The sequence below is a fragment of the Chelatococcus sp. HY11 genome (assembly GCF_018398335.1).
GTDB lineage: Bacteria > Pseudomonadota > Alphaproteobacteria > Rhizobiales > Beijerinckiaceae > Chelatococcus.
The window spans coordinates 1,724,090-1,743,516 of sequence record NZ_JAHBRX010000002.1; the positions used below are offsets into that span (position 1 = coordinate 1,724,090).

Here is a 19,427-nt window from a genome sequence, read left to right on the forward strand (position 1 = left end):
GCGCGATGCTCGAAGTCAGGAACCTCTCCATAGCCTTCAAGACCGCAGCGGGCCTCAAATCCGCCGTGCGCGACATCGGCTTCACGATCAAGCCGGGTGAGATCCTTGGCCTGGTGGGTGAAAGCGGCAGCGGCAAGACCATCACGTCTCTCGGCGTGATGGGTCTGTTGCCGCCGAACGCTGTCGTCACAAGCGGTGAGGTTCTGGTCGATGGCGTGGACATGCTCAAGCTCGCGCCGGCCGAACTGCGCAAGCTGCGCGGCCGCCATGTGGCGATGATCTTCCAGGATCCGATGGCATCGCTCGACCCCATCTTCACCTGCGGGGATCAGATCGTCGAGGCGATCCTGCTGCACGAAAGCATCGGCAAGGCAGCCGCGCGCCGCAAGGCGCTTGAACTCCTGGAGAAGGTTCGCATCCCGGACCCTGCCCGCTGCATGCGCTCCTATCCGCATGAATTGTCCGGCGGGCAGTGCCAGCGCGTCATGATTGCGATGGCGGTGTCCTGCAAGCCGCGCATCATCATCGCCGACGAGCCGACGACAGCGCTTGACGTGACGGTTCAGAAGCAGGTGCTGGACCTGCTGCGCGGCCTCAACAAGGAAGTCGGCGCCGCGATCCTGCTGATCACCCACGACCTCGGCGTGATCTATGAGGTCGCCGACCGCGTCGCCGTCATGTATGCCGGTGACATGATGGAGGAGGCAGCCACGCGCGACCTCTTCGCCAAGCCTCAAAGCGACTATACCAAGGCTTTGATCGACTCCATGCCGGCGCTCGGCCTGCGGCAGGAGCGCTTGCCCGTCATCGAGCGCGATGGCGAGGGCCGGGTGCGCAGCGTCCGGCCGCAGCCGCGCACGCGAGCCGCGGAGACGGCTGTGCCCATCGGGACGGATGTCCGTCCGCTGCTTGAGCTCAAGGATCTGCGCAAATCCTATTGGGTGAAGCCATCGCCGCTCTCGGCGCCGGTTGAGATGCGCGCTGTGGACGGTGTCAGCTTCTCCATCGCGCCCCGCACCACGCTGGGGCTTGTCGGTGAATCCGGTTGCGGCAAGACCACGCTGTCGCGGGCGGTCATGCGTCTGTCCAATCCGGATTCCGGGCAAATCCTGTTCAAGGATCGGGATATCGCGCGATTGCCGGAACGCGCCATGCGCCCGTTTCGCCGCGAGATCGCGATGGTCTTTCAGAACCCCTATGGCTCTCTCAACCCGCGCCAGAACGTGGCCGACCTCATCGAGGCGCCCATGGTGATCTTCGAGGAAGGCACGGCGGCCGAGCGCGGCAACCATGTCCTGCAGTTGCTCGATGCGGTGGGCCTGCCGCGTGCGGCGGCTGCCAAATATCCGCATGAATTCTCCGGTGGCCAGCGCCAGCGCATCGCGGTTGCCCGCGCGCTCGCGCTCAAGCCGGCGCTCGTCATCTGCGACGAGGCGGTCTCCGCGCTCGATGTGTCGGTCCAGGCGCAGGTCCTGAACCTGCTCAAGGACCTGCAGGTGGAGTTCGACCTGACCTACCTGTTCATTTCTCACGACCTGTCGGTGGTCGAACATGTCAGCGACGCGATAGCGGTCATGCAGAAGGGGCGCATCGTGGAGGCCGGGCCCGCCGAGGCGGTCTTCAAGGCGCCGCAGCACCCCTATACGCGGCTTCTCCTGGATGCGGTTCCCACCGTCGGCGCTGAACGCGGGGGGAGGGGAGCCGCATGAACGCGACATTCGCAGGCGCGCTCGCCCTCGTCGGACGCAAGCTTCTGACCGCATTCGTCCAGCTTCTGGTGGTGGCGACGCTGATCTTCTCGGTGATGTACATCATGCCGGGCGATCCCGTGCTGCTGCTGCTTGGTGCCGAGAGCAACCCCTCCCCGGAGGCGGTCGCCACGATGCGCAGCCAGCTTGGTCTCGACCAGCCGGTGATCAGCCAATATTTCGTCTGGCTCTGGAACGCGTTGCATCTCGACTTCGGCAAGTCGCTGACCAACGGTTATCCCGTTGCCAACTATGTCAAGAGCAACCTGCCGCGCACCCTGGAACTGGCCTTCGCCGCGATCATTGTAGCGACGCTGATCGGGGTGCCGCTCGGCATCGCCGCGGCGCTGAAGCGCGGCTCCCTGCGCGACACGGTCCTGACCTCGATCGCCACGATCGGCATTTCGGTGCCGGTCTATATCCTGGGCACTCTGCTCGTACTGTTCTTCAGCATCAAGCTCGGCTGGCTGCCGGCCAGCGGCTACACCGACATCTCGCGCAATCTGGTCGAGCATTTCCGCAAGCTTGCCCTGCCGGCGCTGGCGCTCGGCTTCGGCCTCGCTGCATCGATCGCTCGGATGACCCGCTCGTCGATGCTCGAGATCCTCGGCCGCGACTTCGTGCGCGCGCTCAGGGCCAAGGGCATGTCCGAGCACCGCATCATTTGGCAGCACGTGCTGCGGAACGCGGCCATTCCGATCGTCACAATTATAGGCCTGCAGCTCGGCAATCTCATGGGCGGTACCGTCCTCGTCGAGGCGATGTTCAACTGGCCAGGCCTGAGCACGCTCCTCGTCAGCGCGGTCTCTGCCCGCAACTATCCGCTGGTGCAGGGCTCGATGCTGGCCATCGCCGCGCTGTTCATCCTGATCAACCTGATCGTGGAGCTGTTCTACAGCCTGCTCGATCCGCGTATCCGCAGGAGGCGCTCATGACAGGCAGGCTCCTCAGCCTATCGCGCAGCCAGCCGGCTTTCGCCGTGAGCCTTGCGATCCTGAGCGCGGTCGTTTTCGTTGCCATTTTCGGCGCGTGGCTTGCGCCGCAGGATCCCTATGCCATCAATCCCTCGGCGGTGAACCAGGGCAGTTCGGCCCAGCATTGGCTTGGCACCGATGAGTTTGGCCGTGACCTCCTGAGCCGGCTGTTGATCGGCGTGCGGCCGACCATGCTGGTGGCGATCGGCGCGACCGTGATCGCCGGCTTTTTCGGCACGCTGCTCGGCATCGCCGGGGCCTATGGCCGGCCGGCCCTGTCCTTCATCATCATGAGGGGCGTCGATATCATGTTGAGCTTCCCGCCGATCCTTCTGGCGCTGCTGGCCGTCGGCTTCTGGGAAAGCGGCGTCTTCAGCCTCGCGGTGGTGATCGGCGTCCTCTACATCCCCCATTTCGCCCGCGTCGCGCATGCCGCGACGCTGCAGGTCACGCGGCAGGAATTCATGGAAGCCGAACACGCGATGGGCGCTTCCGTGCGGCGCGTGGTGGGCGTCGCCATCCTGCCGAACATACTCTCGCCGCTTGTCGTCCAGGCGACGCTGACCGTGGCTGCCGCCATCCTTCTCGAATCCGGCTTGAGCTTCCTCGGTCTCGGGATCGTGCCGCCGGAACCGTCGTGGGGACAGATGATCGGCACGGCGCGCGGCTATCTCAGCCAGCACCCGATGTATGCCATCTGGCCCTCGCTCCTTCTCGCGCTGACCGTTCTTGCCATCAACGTGATGGGCGACCGGCTGCGCGACGATCTCGATCCACGTCTCAGGGAGGAATAATCGACATGACAATGGTCATGACAAGAACCGTGGAAAACGCGTGCTCAACAACAAGGCCAGCAAGGGGTAACATCATGAAAAAGCGGGTTCTCGGAGCGCTGTTCGCGCTCGCATCGAGCTTTGCCATCAGCCAGGCCCTCGCGGCCGACGGCGGCACGCTCTATTTCGGTCTCTCGGGCGAGCCCTCGACGCTCGATACGACCATCAATGCCGGCACGCCGGCGCGCACCATCCGCCTCGCCATCCATCGCGGCCTCGTCAACTACGGCGCTGACGGCAAGCTGTCGAACGAGCTGGCAGCGTCCCACGAGGTTTCGCCGGACGCGCTGACCTATACCTTCAAGCTCCGCGACGCCAAGTTCCACGACGGTTCGCCGGTGACGGCGGCGGATGTCAAGGCGTCGCTGGAGCGTATCAAGGCGCCGGACAGCAAGGCGACCTACAAGAACGAACTTGGCGTGATCGAAGGCATTGAAACGCCGGATGCAAAGACCGTCAAGCTGACGCTGTCGAAGCCTTTCGTCCCGCTGATCCACTATTTGGCGCTGCCGGAATCAGCGATTGTGCCGGCCGCCTGGCTCAAGCAGCATGGCAACGATCCCAACGCCGCGCCGGTCGGCGCCGGCCCCTTCAAATTCGCGAACTGGGAACGTGGCCGCGAGCTCACCGTCGAGAAGTTCGATGGCTACTACAAGCAGGGCAAGCCGCATCTCGATGATGTGCATTATGTCTTCTATGGCGATGAGAACACACGCGTGAACGCGCTGAAATCCGGCGACGTGGACATCATCGACTATGTGCCGTGGAAGGATGCCGCCGCGATCGAAGCCAATTCCGACCTGCGGCTGGCCAGCACATCCGGTCCGTTCATGATGTTGCAGTTCAACACCAAGTTCGATCCGTTCTCCAAGCCGGAAGTCCGACAGGCGATTTCCTATGCCATCGACCGCGCCGCGGTGATCAATACAGCTTTCAACGGCCGTGGCACGCCGCTTTTCGGCATCGCCATTCCCGAAGGCTACATGGGCTATTCCAAGGACAAGGCGAACTACTTCAGCCACGACGTACAGAAGGCGAAGGACCTTCTGGCGAAGGCGGGTTATCCCGATGGCTTCCAGGCACGCCTTCTGTCGACGTCGCAATACGGCTTCCACAACAACACGGCAGTCGCCGTACAGGCCGAGCTTGCCAAGATCGGCATCAAGGTCACGCTCGACCTGCCGGACTGGTCCGGTCGTATCGCCAAGAACAACGCCGGCGACTATGACTTCCTGGTGGCGGGCACGGCGGGCGACATTGCCGATGCCGACTGGCTGAGCAACTTCTTCTACGGCGGCAAGCAACTCGTGCGCTTGAACAACTCGGCCTATTTCGACGATCCGACGATCAACGAGCTGCTCGACAAGGGCCGCGTGACCCTCGACCCCGCTGAGCGCGAGAAGATCTATGGCCAGTTTGTCGATCGCGCGCTTGAGCTGTCACCCTTCGCTTATCTGATGTGGCGCGACCAGAGCTTCGGCCTGCGCAAGAACGTCAAGGGCTTCACCAATATTCCGGGGTTCCTGACCTTCCAGTCGGGCATCACCGTCGAGGATACCGAGGTCAAATAGGCATTAGCGCGTCACCGACACCTCATCGGCATGGAAAGGGCGGCACGATGTGCTGCCCTTTTCTTTTTAAGATACAGGCCCGTCAGGTCCGGCGCAGCGAGGTGTGGGCATTTCCCGCCTGCTTCGCCGGCCTGCCATCGAGCCAGCGCGCGATCGCCATGCCGGCTGCCATCGCCGCGACGAATAGGAAGGCGGAGGGCAGCCCAAACCCGAGCAATGTGAGCGCCGGCCCCGGACAGAGACCGGCCAGCCCCCAGCCGATGCCGAAGATCGCTGGACCGAGCACGACATGGGCGTCGATGGCGCGGGCGCTTGGCATATGGAAGCGTTTCGCGAAAAGCGGCCCCGGGCGGCGCAGGACGAGCCGGAAGCCGCAGAAGGTCACAGCAATCGCCCCGGCCATGACAAAGGCGAGACTCGGATCCCAGTGACCGGCGAGATCAAGGAAGTTCAGGACTTTCGCCGGATCGGCCATGCCGGCGACGATGAGCCCGAGGCCAAAGATGAGGCCAGTGATGAACTGAAGCAGGATGGCCATGTTTCCTCACAGGACGTGGCGCATAAGGAACACGGTGGCGATCGCGGTTGCCATGAAGACAGTGGTCGCGACCAGCGAGCGCGGCGACAGGCGGGCAAGGCCGCAGACGCCGTGTCCGGAGGTGCAGCCCCGGCCCCAGACCGCGCCGAACCCGACGAGAAGGCCTGCGACAATGAGAACGAATGGACCGGCCGCCAGCGTGGGCGTGGGAAGGCCACCTGCCAGAAAACCGTAGACTGCTGGCGCGAGAACGAGCCCCACGACAAAGGCCAGTCGTCCGGCGAATTGATCATCGCCATAGGGCGGCAACAGCCGCGCGGCGATGCCGCTTATGCCAGCTATGCGGCCTGCGAAGAGCATGAGCAGCACTGCCGACAGTCCAATCAACACGCCGCCGAAAAACGATGCGATCGGGGTAAATTGCGTTGCCATTCAGCAGTTCTCCAGCGTCCGGGAGTGAACATCGGGGAGGGAGTGGGCCGGGGGAACCAGGGCAGCCCGGTTCCCCCGGCGTAATGACGATGCAGATCGCCAGCCCATATCGCCAGTCGGCCCGGCCGGCTTCCGATCGAAGGCAGCGGCTGCGAGAAGTGCTGCGAGAGCGGAACGTGGTGGGCGATCGATCGAGCCCATATTGCCCCCTTGCTGCATCAAGGCTTGATAAGTAAGATTGTTAAGAAATATCTTAAATTCTAAAATATGTCGTTGGCAAGATCAAACGGTGGCGAGGCAGCGGTGAACGAACTGGAAGGCAAGGCTGAGGAAGCCGCGCGGCTGATGTCGGTTCTCTCCAATCCAAAACGCCTTTTGGCCCTCTGCCAGCTCGTAGAGGGCGAGAAGGCGGCGGGGCGGCTTGCGGATATGGTGGGATTGTCTCCGGCCGCCTTATCCCAGCATCTCGCGCTCATGCGTGCCATGAATATTGTCGGGACCCGTCGCGACGGCGCCACTGTGTATTATCGGCTGGCCAGTCCAGAAGCGCGGGCCGTGCTCGAAACGCTATATCGCGTCTACTGCGAGCCCGACGGGTGAGTGTGCGGCACACCTCACACACCGCCCCTCAGGACCATGTCGCTTCCCCTTTCGGCCACCATCAATGTTGCCGCATGGATGTTGGTCGACGGGATGATCGGCATGACCGAGGCATCAATCACGCGCAGCGCCTCGACCCCACGAACCTTGAGCCTGGGATCGAGCGGGGCTTGTTCTCCGCCCATGGCAACCGTGCCGCAGGGATGAAAGGTCGTCGAGGCGGTTGCCCTGATGTAATCGATGAGGTTCTCGTCGGTGTCCACCAGGCAGCCGGGCTTCAACTCGTCCACGATCCACGGCGAGAGCGCCTGTGTCCGCGCCAGTTTCCGGCCAATGCGAAAACCCTCGATCATCGCCTTCTGGTCAAAAGTTTCGGAGAGATAGTTCGCGGCGATGTGCGGCTTGCCATGCGGATCAGGTGAAGCCAGCGTGACCCGTCCCCGGCTGTCCGGCCTGCAGACGCAGGCGCTGTAGACGAAGCCCGGGAAGGGATGTAGACCCGTCTCGTAGCTATCAAGGCTGAAATTGGCGACCTGGAACTGCAGGGCAGGATCGCCGGAAGGTGGGATGCGTTTCGGCTGGGCCTGTGTCGGCACGAACAGGCTCGCCTCGGCGGCCGAAATGGCCATGGGGCCAGTCCCGGTCAGCGCATAGCGCATTCCCATCCCGGCGATGCGGAGGGGATTGCGCATGATGTCGTTCAAGGTGACCGCGCGCGTGCAGCGGAAGGCGAACCGCGCCATGAGATGGTCTTGCAGGCCGCAGCCGACCTGCGGTGAATGGATGACCGAGGGGATGCCGAGCGTCGACAACGCCCGCGCGTCGCCAATGCCCGAGAGCATCAGCAGTTGCGGTGAATTGAGGGCGCCGCCACAAAGAATGACCTCGCGCCGGGCGCGCAGGATACGGGTGTCCGTGGTTCCCGCCGGCACGATCACCACGCCGGTGGCACGGCGGTCCTGGACAACGATGCGGTGGACGAGCGTATTCAGCTGCAGATGTATGCGGGCGCCGCGACGAATAGCCGGCCGCAGGTAGGTCGCGGCGGAGGTGTGGCGCTTGCCGCGCTCGACATTGAACGGCAGGAAACCGGCTCCCGTGAGCGTCCGTCCGTTGAAATCGGGATTATAGGGATAGCCTAGCTCAAGCGCGGCATCCACGAAGGCACGCGCGACCGCTGAGGGGTGCTTGGCCATAGCGACAGGTATCGGTCCGTCGAAGCCGTGCCACGCTTCCTCCGCTTCCGTATAAAGGCAGCGCTCGAGCTTGCGGAAGGCGGGCAGGACTTGCCCGTAGGACCAGCCGTGCGCGCCGGCCTGTTCCCAGAGATCGAAATCGCCGGGGGATCCACGCAGGAAGACGAGGCCGTTGATGCTCGCGGATCCGCCGAGCAGCTTCCCGCGCGGCCAACGGATCTGGCGCCCGTTGAGTTCGGGCTCCGGCTCGGTGGTGTAACCCCAGTTCACCTTTGGATTATTCATCAGCCGGGCGTAGCCGATGGGCACTTTGACCCACGGGTTATTGTCCCGTCCGCCCGCCTCGACGAGACAGACCGAAGCGCGTCCGTCTTCCGCGAGCCGGCTCGCCACGATGCAGCCGGCGGCGCCCGCGCCGACGACGATATAGTCGACTTCATCCGGTATCTGCATGGAGAGCCTGCGCCTATCGAGCCTGATGGTCTATGCCGACCATCACCACGAACATCTCGGCATAGTCGTCCGTCTCGTTTTTCCAGGCATGCACGGTTGCGCGCTGCACCAGCATGTCGCCGGGCGCGAGACGGGCTTCGTTGTCTTCCATGACCGCGACGATCTCTCCGCGAATAACGCAGACATAGTCGATTGTCGGCGTCACATGCATGCCGGGATGCCGGGCCTGATCGCCGCTGCGCGCGCCGCTCGCGCCCATGGCCGCGAAAAGATCCGCGGATGCGAGCCCTGCGCCCCAACGCTTGCTGTCCGGCGGGATACGAACCACCCGGCAGGATGTCCCGCCGGGGAGCGGGGCGAAGGCGATCGGGTCCGCATCCGTTGTGGCGATGCTGGCCATCAGGTCGCAGGGAGCCCCGGTTCGCCACAACTCGATGATCTGCCCACCCCCTGGGGTGTTCAGGATGGATGAAGGCGGACCATCCTGCTGGATCTCCGAGCGCCCTTCAGCGTTGATGCCGGTCACAATGCGGCGGTAAGAAGTCATCAGTTTCTCCCGCCGTCGACGAAGTAGCTCTGGTTGGTGCAGGCGCGAGCCGCGTCGGAGGCGAGAAACACGACCATCTCCGCGACATCGCTCCCCTCGATCTCGGTCGGGATGCACTGGTTTTGCCGCCGTCGGGCCTCGGCCTCCTCGCTCCACCACAAACGTCGCTGTCGCTCGGTCAGAACCCAGCCGGGAACGACGTGATTGACACGGATGCCCTCCGGCCCGAGCTCGCGCGCGAGCGCCTTAGTGAGTCCCGCGACCCCGGCCTTGGCCATCAGATAGAGACTCATCGAGGGAGCTCCCAGATACCAGGCGTGGGAGCCGATGTTGATGATCGCGCCATGGCCGAGACGCGCCATTCCCGCCCGCACCGCCTGCGCGGCGAAGAACTGGTGCCGCAGGTTCACGGCAAGGCCTTTGTCGAAATCATCGGGCTCGATATCCGCCACGACACCACGCTCGTCGTTCGCCGCGTTATTGACGAGAATGCTGACGTCCCCGAGAGCGTCCTGAAGCTCGCCAATTTCGCTCCGGAGCGAAGCAATGTCTGTGATGTCGCACTGCCGGAAAAGAACCGCCGTGCCGGTGCGCTCGCCGATCACGGCGGCGGTGCGCGCCCCGTTATCAGCATTGATGTCGAGAAACCCGGTTCGGACACCCTGCTCGGCGAGCCGCAGGACGATCGCTGCGCCTATTCCGGATGCGCCGCCTGTGACGATGGCCGTTCGGTCACGCAGGCTCGGATAGATCGCGGCGGCGGGTGTCGAGGGAATATCGTTCCCGGCGGTGGAAGCGGCGGTGGGCATGAGATCTCAGCCTTTCACGGAGCCGGCGGTCAATCCGGCGACAAGCAACCGCTGCGCCAGCATCACGAGCAGAACGACCGGCAGAAGTTGAACGGTCACGCCGGCGAACAGAACGCCCCAGTCCGTACCGTAGATCGCATCCATCACTTCGCTGATGACGAGCGGAGCGGTCTTGGCATGCTGCGTGGTGAAGATCAGGGCGAACAGATATTCATTCCAGGAGAAGACGAAGACGAATATCGCACTTGCCATGATACCCTGGCGCGCAAGCGGGAAGATCACCCGCGCGATTGTTTGCAACTGTGAGGCGCCATCCACGAAAGCGGCCTCGTCGAGCTCGCGCGGCACCTCGTCGATGAATGTCTTGATGATCATGGTGCAGAGCGAGACCCAGAACGCGGCATAGAGCAGGATGAGGATGATGTGGGTGTCGCTGAGGCCGAGCGCATCGACGATGGGGAAGAGCGGCAAGGTAACGACGATGGGGGGGAGCAGGCGGATGGCGATCATGTAGATCGCGCTCGCGCCCAGGAGCCGCCCGGAGTAGCGGGAATAGACATAGCCGCCAAGGAAGCTCACGAAGACCGCGAGCAGCGTCGCACCAAAGGCGACGATCAGGCTGTTGCGCATCGTCGCGAAGAAGGCATCCCACTCGTTCCAGAGCGTCACATAGTGCTCGAATGTCGGCTGGAAGATCAGTGACGGAGGATAAGCGAACATCTCCGTCTGTGGTTTGAGCGAGGAGACGATGATGAACAGAATCGGCCCGGCGGACCAGATCAGAAACATCAGTATGGCGAAGTATCGCGCTGTCGATATTACAAAATTACGCATGGCCACCCGCAATCCGCCGATGCATTTGATAGAGATAGAAGGATGCAACACCCAGCGAGCTGAGCACCATAAGCCAGCCCGTGGCAGAGGCCGTGCCAAAGTCACCGTTTCGGAACGCGCCCTGGTAGAGATAGACCGCGAGCACCTCCGTCAGCCGGGCTGGCCCGCCTTTTGTCAGAAGCCATACCTCGGAGAACATGCGGAAGGCGAAGACGAGCCGGAATATGACGGTGATGAGCAAGGCCGGCACAAGCAATGGTAGCGTTATGCGGACGAAAGTTTGCAGGGCTCCGGCGCCGTCGATGCTCGCCGCCTCGTAAAGCGAGCGCGGGATCGCGAGCAATGCCGCATAGAGCAGCAGGAACGTAAACGGCAGATGATGCCAGATACTGATGATCGAGACGAGCGCCAGGCCTTGCGTGGGGGACGCGCTCCAGTTGAGGCTTAGCCCGATTTCCGCAAGTGTACGGCTGATCGCGCCGTAACTCGGATTCATCAGAATTTTCCAGGCAAGCACGCCGACAACCTCGGAGACCGCATAGGGCATGAGGATGATCGCGAAGAGCAGGTTGCGGCATGGCACTTTGCCGACAAACAGCAAGGCGAGCCCAAGCCCGAGCAGAATTTCGGCGTAGACGACGACATTGACGACGACGAATGTGTTGAGCGCCGAGCGCCAGAAATAGCTGTCCGAGAGGACCGTCCAATAATTGGCTAGCCCGACGAATTCAGGGGAAACGCCGTAAGTTGAGGCATTGAGGCTCAGCCAGAAGACGGCGAGAGACGGCACGGCGATGACAGCGAGAAGAAGCAGATGCACCGGCGCGAGCAGGCCTAGCGCGGACAGATTGATTGCCTTCATCAGAGAAGATCCGGAAGCAGCAGGGGCGGGCGGACGGAAGAAGCGTAATCAGGAGCGCTCCTTCCGTCGGCCGGTATCATGCCTGGCGTTTCACTTCACAAGCGGGGCGATCCGCTTCTGCATGGAGGCGGCCGCTTCTTCGGGCGTCTTCAATCCGAGAACAGCCGCCTGGGATTCCTCCATGAAGATCAAATTGACCTGTGTGGAGGCGTCGTAGGACGAGGGAATGGTCACGGCTTCGGAAATCGCAAGGGCTTCCTCCTGCGTATAAGGCAGAAGCTCCTTCAGCCGTTTGTCCTGGTAGGCCGCCGGGCGAACCGGCCCGTTGCCGTTCAAAGCCGCGCGGATAGTATTGGCGGGGCTCGACAACTCCTGGACGAGGCTCCAGGCCAGTTCCTTGTGGGTCGAATTCTTCGGGATCGCGAAGGACCAGATTTCCGTCATCGCAACCACATCCTTGCCCGATTTGGGATCGGCCGGAATGGGGATGACCTTTATGTGGCCCGCGAATTTCGACTTCTTGGGATCATTATATGTCGTGTAGCGCGCGAAGGGGTCGAAATCGATGCCGACCTGACCGTTCTGTACGCCCGTAATGACTTCATCGATACCGAGTGTCGCGTAATTCGAGGGTAGGACGCCTTCCTTATACAGCTGGTTCATTGTCCGAAGCGCGTTGACCATCTCCGGGTTTCCGGCCTTCACATTGCGATCCTGATCAATCAGCTCGGCGCCGAACATGTTGAGGATCGACAGAACCGCGAATGGCCCCGCCCCGGCGGGAACCGCAAGGCCGTTGACCTTCGTGCCATCATCCCGCGTGAAAGTCAGCTTGCGCGCGAATTCAAGAACCTCGGCGGGGGTGCGCGGCGGATGTGGGATGCCCCGTTCCTTGAAGAGGCTTTCGTTATAGTGAAGGCCTGTCGTCGCATGGCGGAAGGGAACGGCGAACATCTTGCCGTCATAGGTCAAGGCAGCGCGAAGATTGGGTGGAATGCCGGCAAAATCCTCGATGGGCGCCTTTTCGTTCCAGGCGTCGAGAGGCTCGAGCAGCCTGCTCATCTTGGGCGTGGCATATTTGTTGATGATAAGTACCAGATCGATCGACGTCGAGCGCAGCGAAAGCTCGCGCAGCAACCGATCGTGCATCGGGTCGATGTCCGCCGTGATCCAGTTGAGCTTCACATTGTTGCGCGCGGCCCATTCGCCGGCGATATCGCCACCCGTCGTTCCGGGCACGAGGCCGCGCGCCACGTTCTCATGGACCTTGTGAGACAGGATCGTGAGCGTGACTTCAGGCTTCTTGTCCTGCGCGAAGAGTGCAGCCGTGGTGCCGAGCAGTACAGCGCAGGCAACGGCTAAAGAACCCAGACGAAATTTCATTGGTCTCCTCCCCTTGGATGATGGTGCATACTATTTGCGGATCTGCACGCTATTCCTTGAGCACCAGATAAATCAGAAACTTGATGGAGCCTTCGCTCTTCTCCTCAAACCCGATCTGGAGCCTGAGCCAGTTGCCGAACTCGCGTTGCACGAAAGTGATCGCCTCGCCGGCCTTCGCCTCGATCCGTTGGGTCGGGCCTTCATCAGCAAGCCACAGAAGCCCATCGGGCGATATTTCCGGTCGGATCAGAATCGGCCCCGCGCCTTCTGAGGCATCCTGAATGCGCAGAAACCAGCGAGCCTCGGTCGCCCAGCCGGCCTCATAGGGCTCCGTCTCGAAGTGAGTGTCGTAGGTGTTGCCCTGTTCGATAACAGCCGTGAATGATCGCTTCATCGCGGCACCCCTCACCAATCCACCGATGCGACGACAGAGTCGACCCAGAGAAAGTTCCGCACATTGCAGTGTGTCCGTACATCGAGACAGAAGTTGAGCAACCGCTCGCAGCCCCAATAGGGATGGTCGTAGCGCGGTACCGGCAGATCACGAAGGTCCATTGTCAGATCATTGACCTGCAATTCGGTATTGGCACGCTTCTCCGTATCAAAGACCCATCGCAGATAGTGCCAATTTGTTTTTGTGGGAATCTCATTGTAGCAGAGCGGCTGATGGCCGCCCGGTATCGGCTCCCAATCGCCGGGATGGCAGACGTGATAGTCTTCCGGTGATTGTGCCAGTCCCTGCTTTTCCATCATGGTCGTTGGCTGGACAGAGGTTTTGTACTGCCATTGCTGCAAAAGTTTGCCGGCATGGTCGGTATTCTGATAGCGAAGCGCGCAATGATAACGCTCGCCGTTCTCACCTTCACCCACGTCATTGCTGATCGTGAAGTCGCCGAACTGGGAGGCGGAAGGATGGAAGTTGCCATCCCAGGCTCTTTCTCCGACTTTCGGTTGGTTGAAGATGGTTTCGGCCTTGAACGTGAAGTACATCTCGAACTGTACAAGGCCGCGTTTCACATAGGTAAAGCGTTTGATCGCCTGACTCATGTGATTGGCGCGTGGCCGTGTAGCGAGCTTCAATGCGTAGGTCCCGTCGATCGAACCGTGTGTTCCGGTATCAAAGAACGTGAGGCTACTGAGTTGGGGAGGGCGCAGATCTCGCGCCATGCGGCGCAGACTGTCGAGATTGTTGTCGTGGTTGCCACTCAACTCGCACCAGCCATGGCTGCCGTCATCGAAGTCGTTGACGAAGAGGATGCGCGGCAGAGGATTGAACCGGCTTAGCAACGGATCGCTCCGGCGAATTGCGCGGCTCAGCGCCAATTCAAGAGTATTGTCAGATGGTTGGTGCCCGTCTAGCATCGTGTCTCACGCGGCGTGATTATGAAAGCGCTTTCATTGCTATGAAATGCGAAGCCGTTTGTCAAGCCGTGGCACAGCGGTCTGTGATCGGCTACAGTTGGCTCAACAGTTGAGGTCAGAATTCGCGCATGCACGATTCACCAGTTCTGAGAATGGAAGACATAGCGCGGGAGGCCGGTGTATCGCTGGCGACTGTTTCGCGGGTTTTCAACCAGCCCGGCATCGTGAGTGCCGATACTGTCGAGCGGGTGCGACGCGTTGCCGGTCGCCTTGGCTATACACCGAATCTGACTGCGGGGAGCTTGGCGGGAAACCGCTCCAAGATTATCGCGGCCGTTGTGCCGACAATTACGAACTCAATATTCTCGGAGACTATCGACGGGCTATCCACGGTTCTCACGGAGAACAGGTATCAGTTGCTGCTTGGGCAGACGTGGTATGATGAAAAACGCTTGGCGGAGCTGGTGGAGACCTTCATCGGCCGCCGGGTTGACGGGCTCGTTCTCACTGGCCTCACGCGCAATGCCGCCTTGCGCAAACGCATCAAGGCGGCCCGCATTCCGGTCGTCGAAACCTGGGAACTCGGCCCCCGCCCCATTGATATGCTGGTCGGCTTTTCCAATGAGGACGCAGCCGGAGCCGCCGCGCGGCATCTGATCGATCGAGGGCGGACACGGCTCGGCTTCATCGGCGGTATGGATCTGCGCTCAGGGGCTCGCTTGAAGGGATATTGCGCGGAGGTTCTCTCAGCCGGCCTGCCGGCGCCGTCAGTGGTGCGGATCCCTTCACCATCGCCTTCGTCGGTGCTCGCCGGGTGCGAGGCGCTGGGGCAGTTGCTTGCTGTGACGCCCGACGTCGACGCGATTTTCTGCAGCAATGACATGATTGCCATGGGCGTTCTCCTGGAGTGCCAGCGTCGCGGTGTTGCTGTCCCCAAGCAGATAGCGGTCATGGGCTTTTCCGATTTGCCCGTCGCGCAAGTGCTTGTGCCGGCCCTGACGACCGTTCAGGTGCGCGCGCGAGAAATCGGACAGAGAGCCGCCGAGCAGATTCTCGCGCGCCTCAACTCCACGGAAAAAGGGCGGGCGCAACTCGACCTCGGCTTCTCGATCGTCATTCGCGACAGCACGTGAGTACGCCCGACGCGCCTGCGCGGAGACGTTGCGGTTATTTGTCCTTCCGGCTGTGCGGAAGCTTATCCTTTCAGCCTGAAAGGTCGCCGCGCCCATGCTTGTAGCCCGCGCCGCGCCGCGCCGTAGGCCGATCCGGACGTGCCATCTAGCGGGCCGTCGCCCCGGCGGGAATGGAGGCTTGAGCATTCCAGCCCAGCGCGGCGCTGATGGCGCTTGCCGTCTCCAGAACGTCGCGTGAAAGCGTCTGCATTCGCTCCGGCTGCATATACGGGGCAAGGCTCGATACGCTGACGGCCGCGACGATCATACCGCTGGCATCCCGGATGGGCGCCGCGACGCAGCGCAATTGTGGCTCCGATTCCTCGAGATCGAAAGCCACGCCTCTCTCTGCGTAGCTTCGCATCTGGTCGAACCAGGTTGTCCGGGCGCCTGGTGAGGGGGGCGTCAGATCGGGGCCGCGCGCGTCGAAAAACGCGCCCCATCGCGCCTCGCTCATGTCCAGCACGAGCGCCTTGCCAAGTCCGGTGCACCATACGGGATGGCGATCGCCAACGCTGGATCGGATTTCGAACCGGCGCTGTCCGGGCACCTTGTCGATGTAAAACACAACGCCTTCATCGAGGATGCCGAGCTGCACGGTGTCGAGCGTGTGTTCCGCCAGTCGCTGCAGATGGCTGTGGGCCACCTTGCTCAGGGGCATGTCCCGCCGAGCCCGGAAACCGAGTTCGAGCAGTTTCGGACCGAGGCTGTAGCCTTCGCGTGGTGTGAAGGTGAGATACCCGCGGTCGACCAGGGCAGACGCAAGGCGATGCGTCGTTGTCCGGGTGGTGCCGAGCTGCTTTGCGAGCGCGGGCAGATCAGTCGCGCCGGAGGCAATCGCTTCCAGCACGTCGAGTCCCCGCATGAGCGTCTGGGCGCCCTGCGTGCCCGTGGCCTCTGGCCGATCGCCTAGCGCACGATCGCGCCTGGTGCCGCTCTCCAGCGAACCGGTCGGTAATGCTTTTCGCATCGATTCTCCAGCCTCCCAATCCTAAGCGTGGCACACCCGGCACGGACCTTCGGACAAGGCCTGCAAAGGCGGCGCGGCTGACAATGCTTCTTGACAATTCAACCGCCGACCCCTCAACTATCCCATAATATGAGATAAAATACCATATTGTGGGATTTGAACAGGGCGGCGCCATGAAATTGGGATGCAGCCGTCCGAGACCATCTGAACGGCCGGCGGCAGGCCAGGGTATGAGGGAGAAGAAGTGATGACCGATCCAACACGTTTTGCCGGCCGCGTCGCGGTCATTACAGGTGGCGCGGCGGGTATTGGCCTGTCCGTCGCGAGCCGTATCGTCGCCGAAGGCGGAAAGGTCGCCCTTTGGGATCGGGACCCTGCCGCGATCGCGGCCGCCACTGCGAAGCTGGGTGACAGCGGCCTCGGCATCGCGCTCGACGTGTCGGACTGGGAGGCGGTCGAGGCGGCCGCAAAAAAGACAGCCGATACCTTCGGCGGCATCGATATCCTGGTGGCGAGCGCGGGCATCACCGGCCCCAACACCACAACCTGGACCTATCCTGTCGAGGACTGGCGCCGGGTCATCGACATCAACCTCAACGGCGTCTTCTATTGCGACAAGGCCGTGGTGCCCTTCATGCTTGAGAAGAGCTACGGGCGCATCGTCAACATCGCCTCGATCGCCGGCAAGGAAGGCAACCCGAATGCGCCGGCCTACAGCGCCTCCAAGGCCGCGGTGATCGGGCTCACCAAATCCCTCGGCAAGGAGCTCGCCAAGAGCGGGGTCACCGTCAATTGCGTAACGCCGGCCGCCGTGCGCACGGCCATTTTCGATCAAATGAGCCAGAGCCACATCGATTTCATGCTGTCCAAGATTCCCATGGGACGTTTTGGCCAGATCGAGGAAGTCGCGGCGCTCATCTGCTGGCTGGCTTCGGATGAATGCTCGTTCACCACAGGCGGTGTATTCGACGTCTCGGGTGGACGCGCGACCTATTGACAGAGCTTGGGGTGGGACGGCGCGCCCGCTCCTTCCGAGAGCATTTTCGAGCGAAGTGGAAACCGGTTCGCGTGAAGAAAGTGCATAAAAACAGAGACGTGCTCTAGTCACGAGCGTCGCTGGCCGTCTCGCGGCAGGCGTCGATTGTTTAACCGGCGCCGCTCCGGACGGCTGGTTCCCGGAATGAAGGCCTTTCTGTCCTGCATGCTCATCGGGCGCGCGGGTGCACGAGAAGTTCGCGTCTCAGCAGGGGTTCGAGCCAATCCGCGAAGACCTGCAAGCGACGGGAAAGATGTTGACGGTGCGGATAGAGTATCGTCATGGGCATCGGCGCGGCGCAATGGTGCGGCATGACGGCGATGAGCTCGCAGGCTTCGAGATGATGCTTGACGTCATAAGCCGGGATCTGGATGAGCCCTAATCCCGCTAGGCAACAGGCGATATAGGCTTCCGCGCTATTCACGGTGACGCGGCCACGCATCGGCAGCGCGCGTGGTGTATCGCCCTCCATCCACTCCCAATCTTCGACCCGGCCGTTCGAGGGGGAGGCGTAGTTGACCGCCCAATGGTCGACGAGTTCCTGAGGGGATTTCGGAACACCGCAGCGATCAAGGTAGGCGGGGCTCGCGACATTGATGAGTGGCAGCTTGCCAATGGGGCGGGCGATCAGGCCCGAATCGCTCAATGTACCTACGCGCAGAACGCAGTCGATACTGTCCTCAACCAGATTGATGGCGCGATCGGTGACGCCGAGGTCAATGTCGATGCCGGGATGACGGTCGAGAAAATCCGGCAACGCTGGGGCAATGATCAAGCGTCCGATCCGACCGGGAACATCGATCCTCAGTTTGCCCACCAGGCCGGCATCTGTCTGGCGGAAGAGGTTTTCCGTTTCTTCCACATCGGCGACGAGGCGCAGGCACCGCTTGTAGAAATCGAGGCCGTCCTGGGTGGGGGCGACCTTGCGCGTCGTACGATGCAGGAGGCGCGCTCCGACCCGCCCCTCGAGCTCGAGCACGGCGGCCGATACGGAAGATCGCGGCAGGCCAAGTGTATCGGCCGCGCGCGTGAAGCTCGAACAATCAACCACCCGTGTGAAGATGCGGAAAAGCTCGATACGGTCCACCGGCGACGGCACCCCATTGTTCGTAATTTCTGACAGCTGATGTCAAAATCGGCAACTTTATCAGTTGAGCTTAGACGATATTCTCTCCCTGCAAAAGCGGCCGCTGAGACGCGGCGGCGTGATGGTAAAGGAGGCTCAACGCCATGACCGACCACACTATCAAGGGCAAGGCCGTGATTATCGCCGGCGGAGCCAAGAATCTCGGTGGACTGATCGCGCGCGACTTGGCCGCCCATGGCGCGAAAGCGGTGGCGATCCACTACAACAGCGCGGCCACCAAGGGTGAAGCCGAGGCCACCATCGCGGCCGTGAAGGCCGCTGGCGCGGAAGCCGTCGCGTTCCAAGCGGATCTGACAGCCGCGGGCGCCATGGAGACGTTCTTCTCCGACGCGGTCGCGGCGATTGGGCGCCCCGACATTGCAATCAATACTGTTGGTAAAGTGCTTAAAAAGCCGATTCTGGATATATCGGAGGCCGAATACGACGAAATGAGCGCGGTCAACGCCAAGTCGGCTTTCTTCTTCATCAAGGAAGCCGGCAAGCATCTCAACGACAATGGCAAGATCTGCACGCTCGTGACTTCGCTGCTTGGCGCCTATACGCCCTTCTATGCTGCCTACGCGGGCACCAAGGCGCCGGTCGAACATTTTACGCGGGCTGCCTCGAAGGAGTTCGGCGAGCGCGGCATTTCGGTGACCGCCATTGGGCCCGGCCCCATGGACACGCCGTTCTTCTATCCGGCGGAGGGCTCTGACGCGGTCGCCTATCACAAAACGGCCGCGGCGTTGTCCAAGTTCTCAAAAACGGGTCTCACGGATATCGAGGATATTGTCCCCTATATCCGTTTCATGGTCTCGGAAGGCTGGTGGATGACAGGCCAGACCATCCTCGTCAACGGTGGCTATACGACGAAATAAAGCAAGTATTGTCGGGAGACGGTGACGCGGTTCACGTGGAGGACATGCGCAGAGCCAGAGGCTGGACCTGTGTTTCCCACGTGCTGGGGAAGGAACACCGCGC

The 19,427-nt window shown here is 62.0% G+C and carries 20 protein-coding genes; 8 read left to right on the plus strand and 12 right to left on the minus strand.

Annotation, left to right across the window (positions count from 1 at the left end):
• Positions 1-5: 5 nt before the first annotated feature.
• From KIO74_RS28670 to KIO74_RS28685, 4 genes are all read left to right on the plus strand, one after another.
• On the plus strand, positions 6-1,709 hold the full coding sequence (locus KIO74_RS28670) for an ABC transporter ATP-binding protein (RefSeq protein WP_213338779.1): 1,704 nt from the start codon (positions 6-8) through the stop codon (positions 1,707-1,709).
• Positions 1,706-2,683, plus strand: coding sequence for an ABC transporter permease (locus tag KIO74_RS28675; protein WP_213338780.1), 978 nt, complete (start codon positions 1,706-1,708; stop codon positions 2,681-2,683). Before KIO74_RS28670 ends, KIO74_RS28675 begins: the two co-directional genes overlap by 4 nt.
• Complete coding sequence (locus KIO74_RS28680) at positions 2,680-3,516, plus strand: ABC transporter permease (RefSeq protein ID WP_213338782.1); 837 nt, start codon at positions 2,680-2,682, stop codon at positions 3,514-3,516. The genes KIO74_RS28675 and KIO74_RS28680 overlap by 4 nt, the downstream gene beginning before the upstream one ends.
• A gap of 74 nt (positions 3,517-3,590) precedes the next feature.
• Positions 3,591-5,126 (plus strand): ABC transporter substrate-binding protein, encoded by a 1,536-nt coding sequence (locus KIO74_RS28685; protein WP_249731513.1) that lies wholly within the window; start codon positions 3,591-3,593, stop codon positions 5,124-5,126.
• Between the two features lie 82 nt (positions 5,127-5,208).
• Here the strand turns inward: KIO74_RS28685 and KIO74_RS28690 are convergent, their stop codons facing one another.
• Together KIO74_RS28690 and KIO74_RS28695 are read right to left on the minus strand one after the other, a co-directional pair.
• Complete coding sequence (locus tag KIO74_RS28690) at positions 5,209-5,664, minus strand: DUF6691 family protein (RefSeq protein ID WP_213338784.1); 456 nt, start codon at positions 5,662-5,664, stop codon at positions 5,209-5,211.
• 6 nt (positions 5,665-5,670) lie between these two features.
• A complete protein-coding gene (locus KIO74_RS28695) occupies positions 5,671-6,096 on the minus strand; it encodes a YeeE/YedE family protein (protein WP_213338785.1) in 426 nt (141 codons plus the stop codon).
• Positions 6,097-6,363: 267 nt separating this feature from the next.
• Between KIO74_RS28695 and KIO74_RS28700 the strand changes: the two genes are divergently transcribed.
• Positions 6,364-6,696, plus strand: coding sequence for an ArsR/SmtB family transcription factor (locus KIO74_RS28700; RefSeq protein WP_213338786.1), 333 nt, complete (start codon positions 6,364-6,366; stop codon positions 6,694-6,696).
• 14 nt (positions 6,697-6,710) lie between these two features.
• Here the strand turns inward: KIO74_RS28700 and KIO74_RS28705 are convergent, their stop codons facing one another.
• The 8 genes from KIO74_RS28705 to KIO74_RS28740 all read right to left on the minus strand — a co-directional run bounded on the left by KIO74_RS28705 (position 6,711) and on the right by KIO74_RS28740 (position 14,142).
• Positions 6,711-8,345: a GMC family oxidoreductase gene (locus tag KIO74_RS28705; protein WP_213338787.1), complete on the minus strand. Its 1,635-nt coding sequence runs from the start codon at positions 8,343-8,345 to the stop codon at positions 6,711-6,713.
• 13 nt (positions 8,346-8,358) lie between these two features.
• Positions 8,359-8,892 (minus strand): cupin domain-containing protein, encoded by a 534-nt coding sequence (locus KIO74_RS28710; protein WP_213338790.1) that lies wholly within the window; start codon positions 8,890-8,892, stop codon positions 8,359-8,361.
• A complete protein-coding gene (locus KIO74_RS28715; RefSeq protein ID WP_213338799.1) occupies positions 8,892-9,701 on the minus strand; it encodes an SDR family NAD(P)-dependent oxidoreductase in 810 nt (269 codons plus the stop codon). Before KIO74_RS28715 ends, KIO74_RS28710 begins: the two co-directional genes overlap by 1 nt.
• 6 nt (positions 9,702-9,707) lie before the next feature.
• Entirely contained in the window at positions 9,708-10,535 is an 828-nt protein-coding gene (locus KIO74_RS28720; protein WP_213338801.1) for a carbohydrate ABC transporter permease, read from the minus strand.
• Positions 10,528-11,397 carry a carbohydrate ABC transporter permease gene (locus tag KIO74_RS28725; protein ID WP_213338802.1) on the minus strand — a complete coding sequence of 290 codons (870 nt, stop codon included), beginning with the start codon at positions 11,395-11,397 and terminating at the stop codon, positions 10,528-10,530. The genes KIO74_RS28720 and KIO74_RS28725 overlap by 8 nt, the downstream gene beginning before the upstream one ends.
• A gap of 90 nt (positions 11,398-11,487) precedes the next feature.
• On the minus strand, positions 11,488-12,780 hold the full coding sequence (locus KIO74_RS28730; protein WP_213338804.1) for an ABC transporter substrate-binding protein: 1,293 nt from the start codon (positions 12,778-12,780) through the stop codon (positions 11,488-11,490).
• A 49-nt stretch (positions 12,781-12,829) separates the two neighbouring features.
• Entirely contained in the window at positions 12,830-13,174 is a 345-nt protein-coding gene (locus KIO74_RS28735) for a DUF6385 domain-containing protein (protein ID WP_213338806.1), read from the minus strand.
• An 11-nt stretch (positions 13,175-13,185) separates the two neighbouring features.
• On the minus strand, positions 13,186-14,142 hold the full coding sequence (locus KIO74_RS28740) for a DUF6772 family protein (RefSeq protein WP_213338808.1): 957 nt from the start codon (positions 14,140-14,142) through the stop codon (positions 13,186-13,188).
• Positions 14,143-14,270: 128 nt separating this feature from the next.
• On the opposite strand from KIO74_RS28740, the gene KIO74_RS28745 reads away from it, so the two are divergent.
• Entirely contained in the window at positions 14,271-15,275 is a 1,005-nt protein-coding gene (locus tag KIO74_RS28745) for a LacI family DNA-binding transcriptional regulator (RefSeq protein WP_213338810.1), read from the plus strand.
• Between the two features lie 145 nt (positions 15,276-15,420).
• On the opposite strand, the gene KIO74_RS28750 is transcribed toward KIO74_RS28745, so the two are convergent.
• Positions 15,421-16,284: an IclR family transcriptional regulator gene (locus KIO74_RS28750; RefSeq protein WP_213338811.1), complete on the minus strand. Its 864-nt coding sequence runs from the start codon at positions 16,282-16,284 to the stop codon at positions 15,421-15,423.
• A 247-nt stretch (positions 16,285-16,531) separates the two neighbouring features.
• On the opposite strand from KIO74_RS28750, the gene KIO74_RS28755 reads away from it, so the two are divergent.
• The gene (locus tag KIO74_RS28755) at positions 16,532-17,281 is read left to right on the plus strand and encodes an SDR family NAD(P)-dependent oxidoreductase (RefSeq protein WP_213338812.1); all 750 of its coding nucleotides are present in this window, start codon (positions 16,532-16,534) and stop codon (positions 17,279-17,281) included.
• A 208-nt stretch (positions 17,282-17,489) separates the two neighbouring features.
• Here KIO74_RS28755 and KIO74_RS28760 read toward each other — a convergent pair whose 3' ends face one another.
• Positions 17,490-18,407, minus strand: coding sequence for a LysR family transcriptional regulator (locus KIO74_RS28760; protein ID WP_213338813.1), 918 nt, complete (start codon positions 18,405-18,407; stop codon positions 17,490-17,492).
• A gap of 143 nt (positions 18,408-18,550) precedes the next feature.
• Here KIO74_RS28760 and KIO74_RS28765 point away from each other — a divergent pair, with 143 nt between their 5' ends.
• Entirely contained in the window at positions 18,551-19,324 is a 774-nt protein-coding gene (locus KIO74_RS28765; protein WP_213338814.1) for an SDR family oxidoreductase, read from the plus strand.
• Positions 19,325-19,427 lie beyond the last annotated feature (103 nt).

Coding starts and splice junctions, on each gene's coding strand:
- KIO74_RS28715 (WP_213338799.1), bottom strand. CDS start 9,701: ATGCCCACCGCCGCTTCCACCGCCGGGAACGATATTCCCTCGACACCC.
- KIO74_RS28685 (WP_249731513.1), top strand. CDS start 3,591: ATGAAAAAGCGGGTTCTCGGAGCGCTGTTCGCGCTCGCATCGAGCTTT.
- KIO74_RS28750 (WP_213338811.1), bottom strand. CDS start 16,284: ATGCGAAAAGCATTACCGACCGGTTCGCTGGAGAGCGGCACCAGGCGC.
- KIO74_RS28745 (WP_213338810.1), top strand. CDS start 14,271: ATGCACGATTCACCAGTTCTGAGAATGGAAGACATAGCGCGGGAGGCC.
- KIO74_RS28695 (WP_213338785.1), bottom strand. CDS start 6,096: ATGGCAACGCAATTTACCCCGATCGCATCGTTTTTCGGCGGCGTGTTG.
- KIO74_RS28755 (WP_213338812.1), top strand. CDS start 16,532: ATGACCGATCCAACACGTTTTGCCGGCCGCGTCGCGGTCATTACAGGT.
- KIO74_RS28765 (WP_213338814.1), top strand. CDS start 18,551: ATGACCGACCACACTATCAAGGGCAAGGCCGTGATTATCGCCGGCGGA.
- KIO74_RS28675 (WP_213338780.1), top strand. CDS start 1,706: ATGAACGCGACATTCGCAGGCGCGCTCGCCCTCGTCGGACGCAAGCTT.
- KIO74_RS28725 (WP_213338802.1), bottom strand. CDS start 11,397: ATGAAGGCAATCAATCTGTCCGCGCTAGGCCTGCTCGCGCCGGTGCAT.
- KIO74_RS28740 (WP_213338808.1), bottom strand. CDS start 14,142: ATGCTAGACGGGCACCAACCATCTGACAATACTCTTGAATTGGCGCTG.
- KIO74_RS28730 (WP_213338804.1), bottom strand. CDS start 12,780: ATGAAATTTCGTCTGGGTTCTTTAGCCGTTGCCTGCGCTGTACTGCTC.
- KIO74_RS28670 (WP_213338779.1), top strand. CDS start 6: ATGCTCGAAGTCAGGAACCTCTCCATAGCCTTCAAGACCGCAGCGGGC.
- KIO74_RS28690 (WP_213338784.1), bottom strand. CDS start 5,664: ATGGCCATCCTGCTTCAGTTCATCACTGGCCTCATCTTTGGCCTCGGG.
- KIO74_RS28720 (WP_213338801.1), bottom strand. CDS start 10,535: ATGCGTAATTTTGTAATATCGACAGCGCGATACTTCGCCATACTGATG.
- KIO74_RS28705 (WP_213338787.1), bottom strand. CDS start 8,345: ATGCAGATACCGGATGAAGTCGACTATATCGTCGTCGGCGCGGGCGCC.
- KIO74_RS28700 (WP_213338786.1), top strand. CDS start 6,364: ATGTCGTTGGCAAGATCAAACGGTGGCGAGGCAGCGGTGAACGAACTG.
- KIO74_RS28735 (WP_213338806.1), bottom strand. CDS start 13,174: ATGAAGCGATCATTCACGGCTGTTATCGAACAGGGCAACACCTACGAC.
- KIO74_RS28710 (WP_213338790.1), bottom strand. CDS start 8,892: ATGACTTCTTACCGCCGCATTGTGACCGGCATCAACGCTGAAGGGCGC.
- KIO74_RS28680 (WP_213338782.1), top strand. CDS start 2,680: ATGACAGGCAGGCTCCTCAGCCTATCGCGCAGCCAGCCGGCTTTCGCC.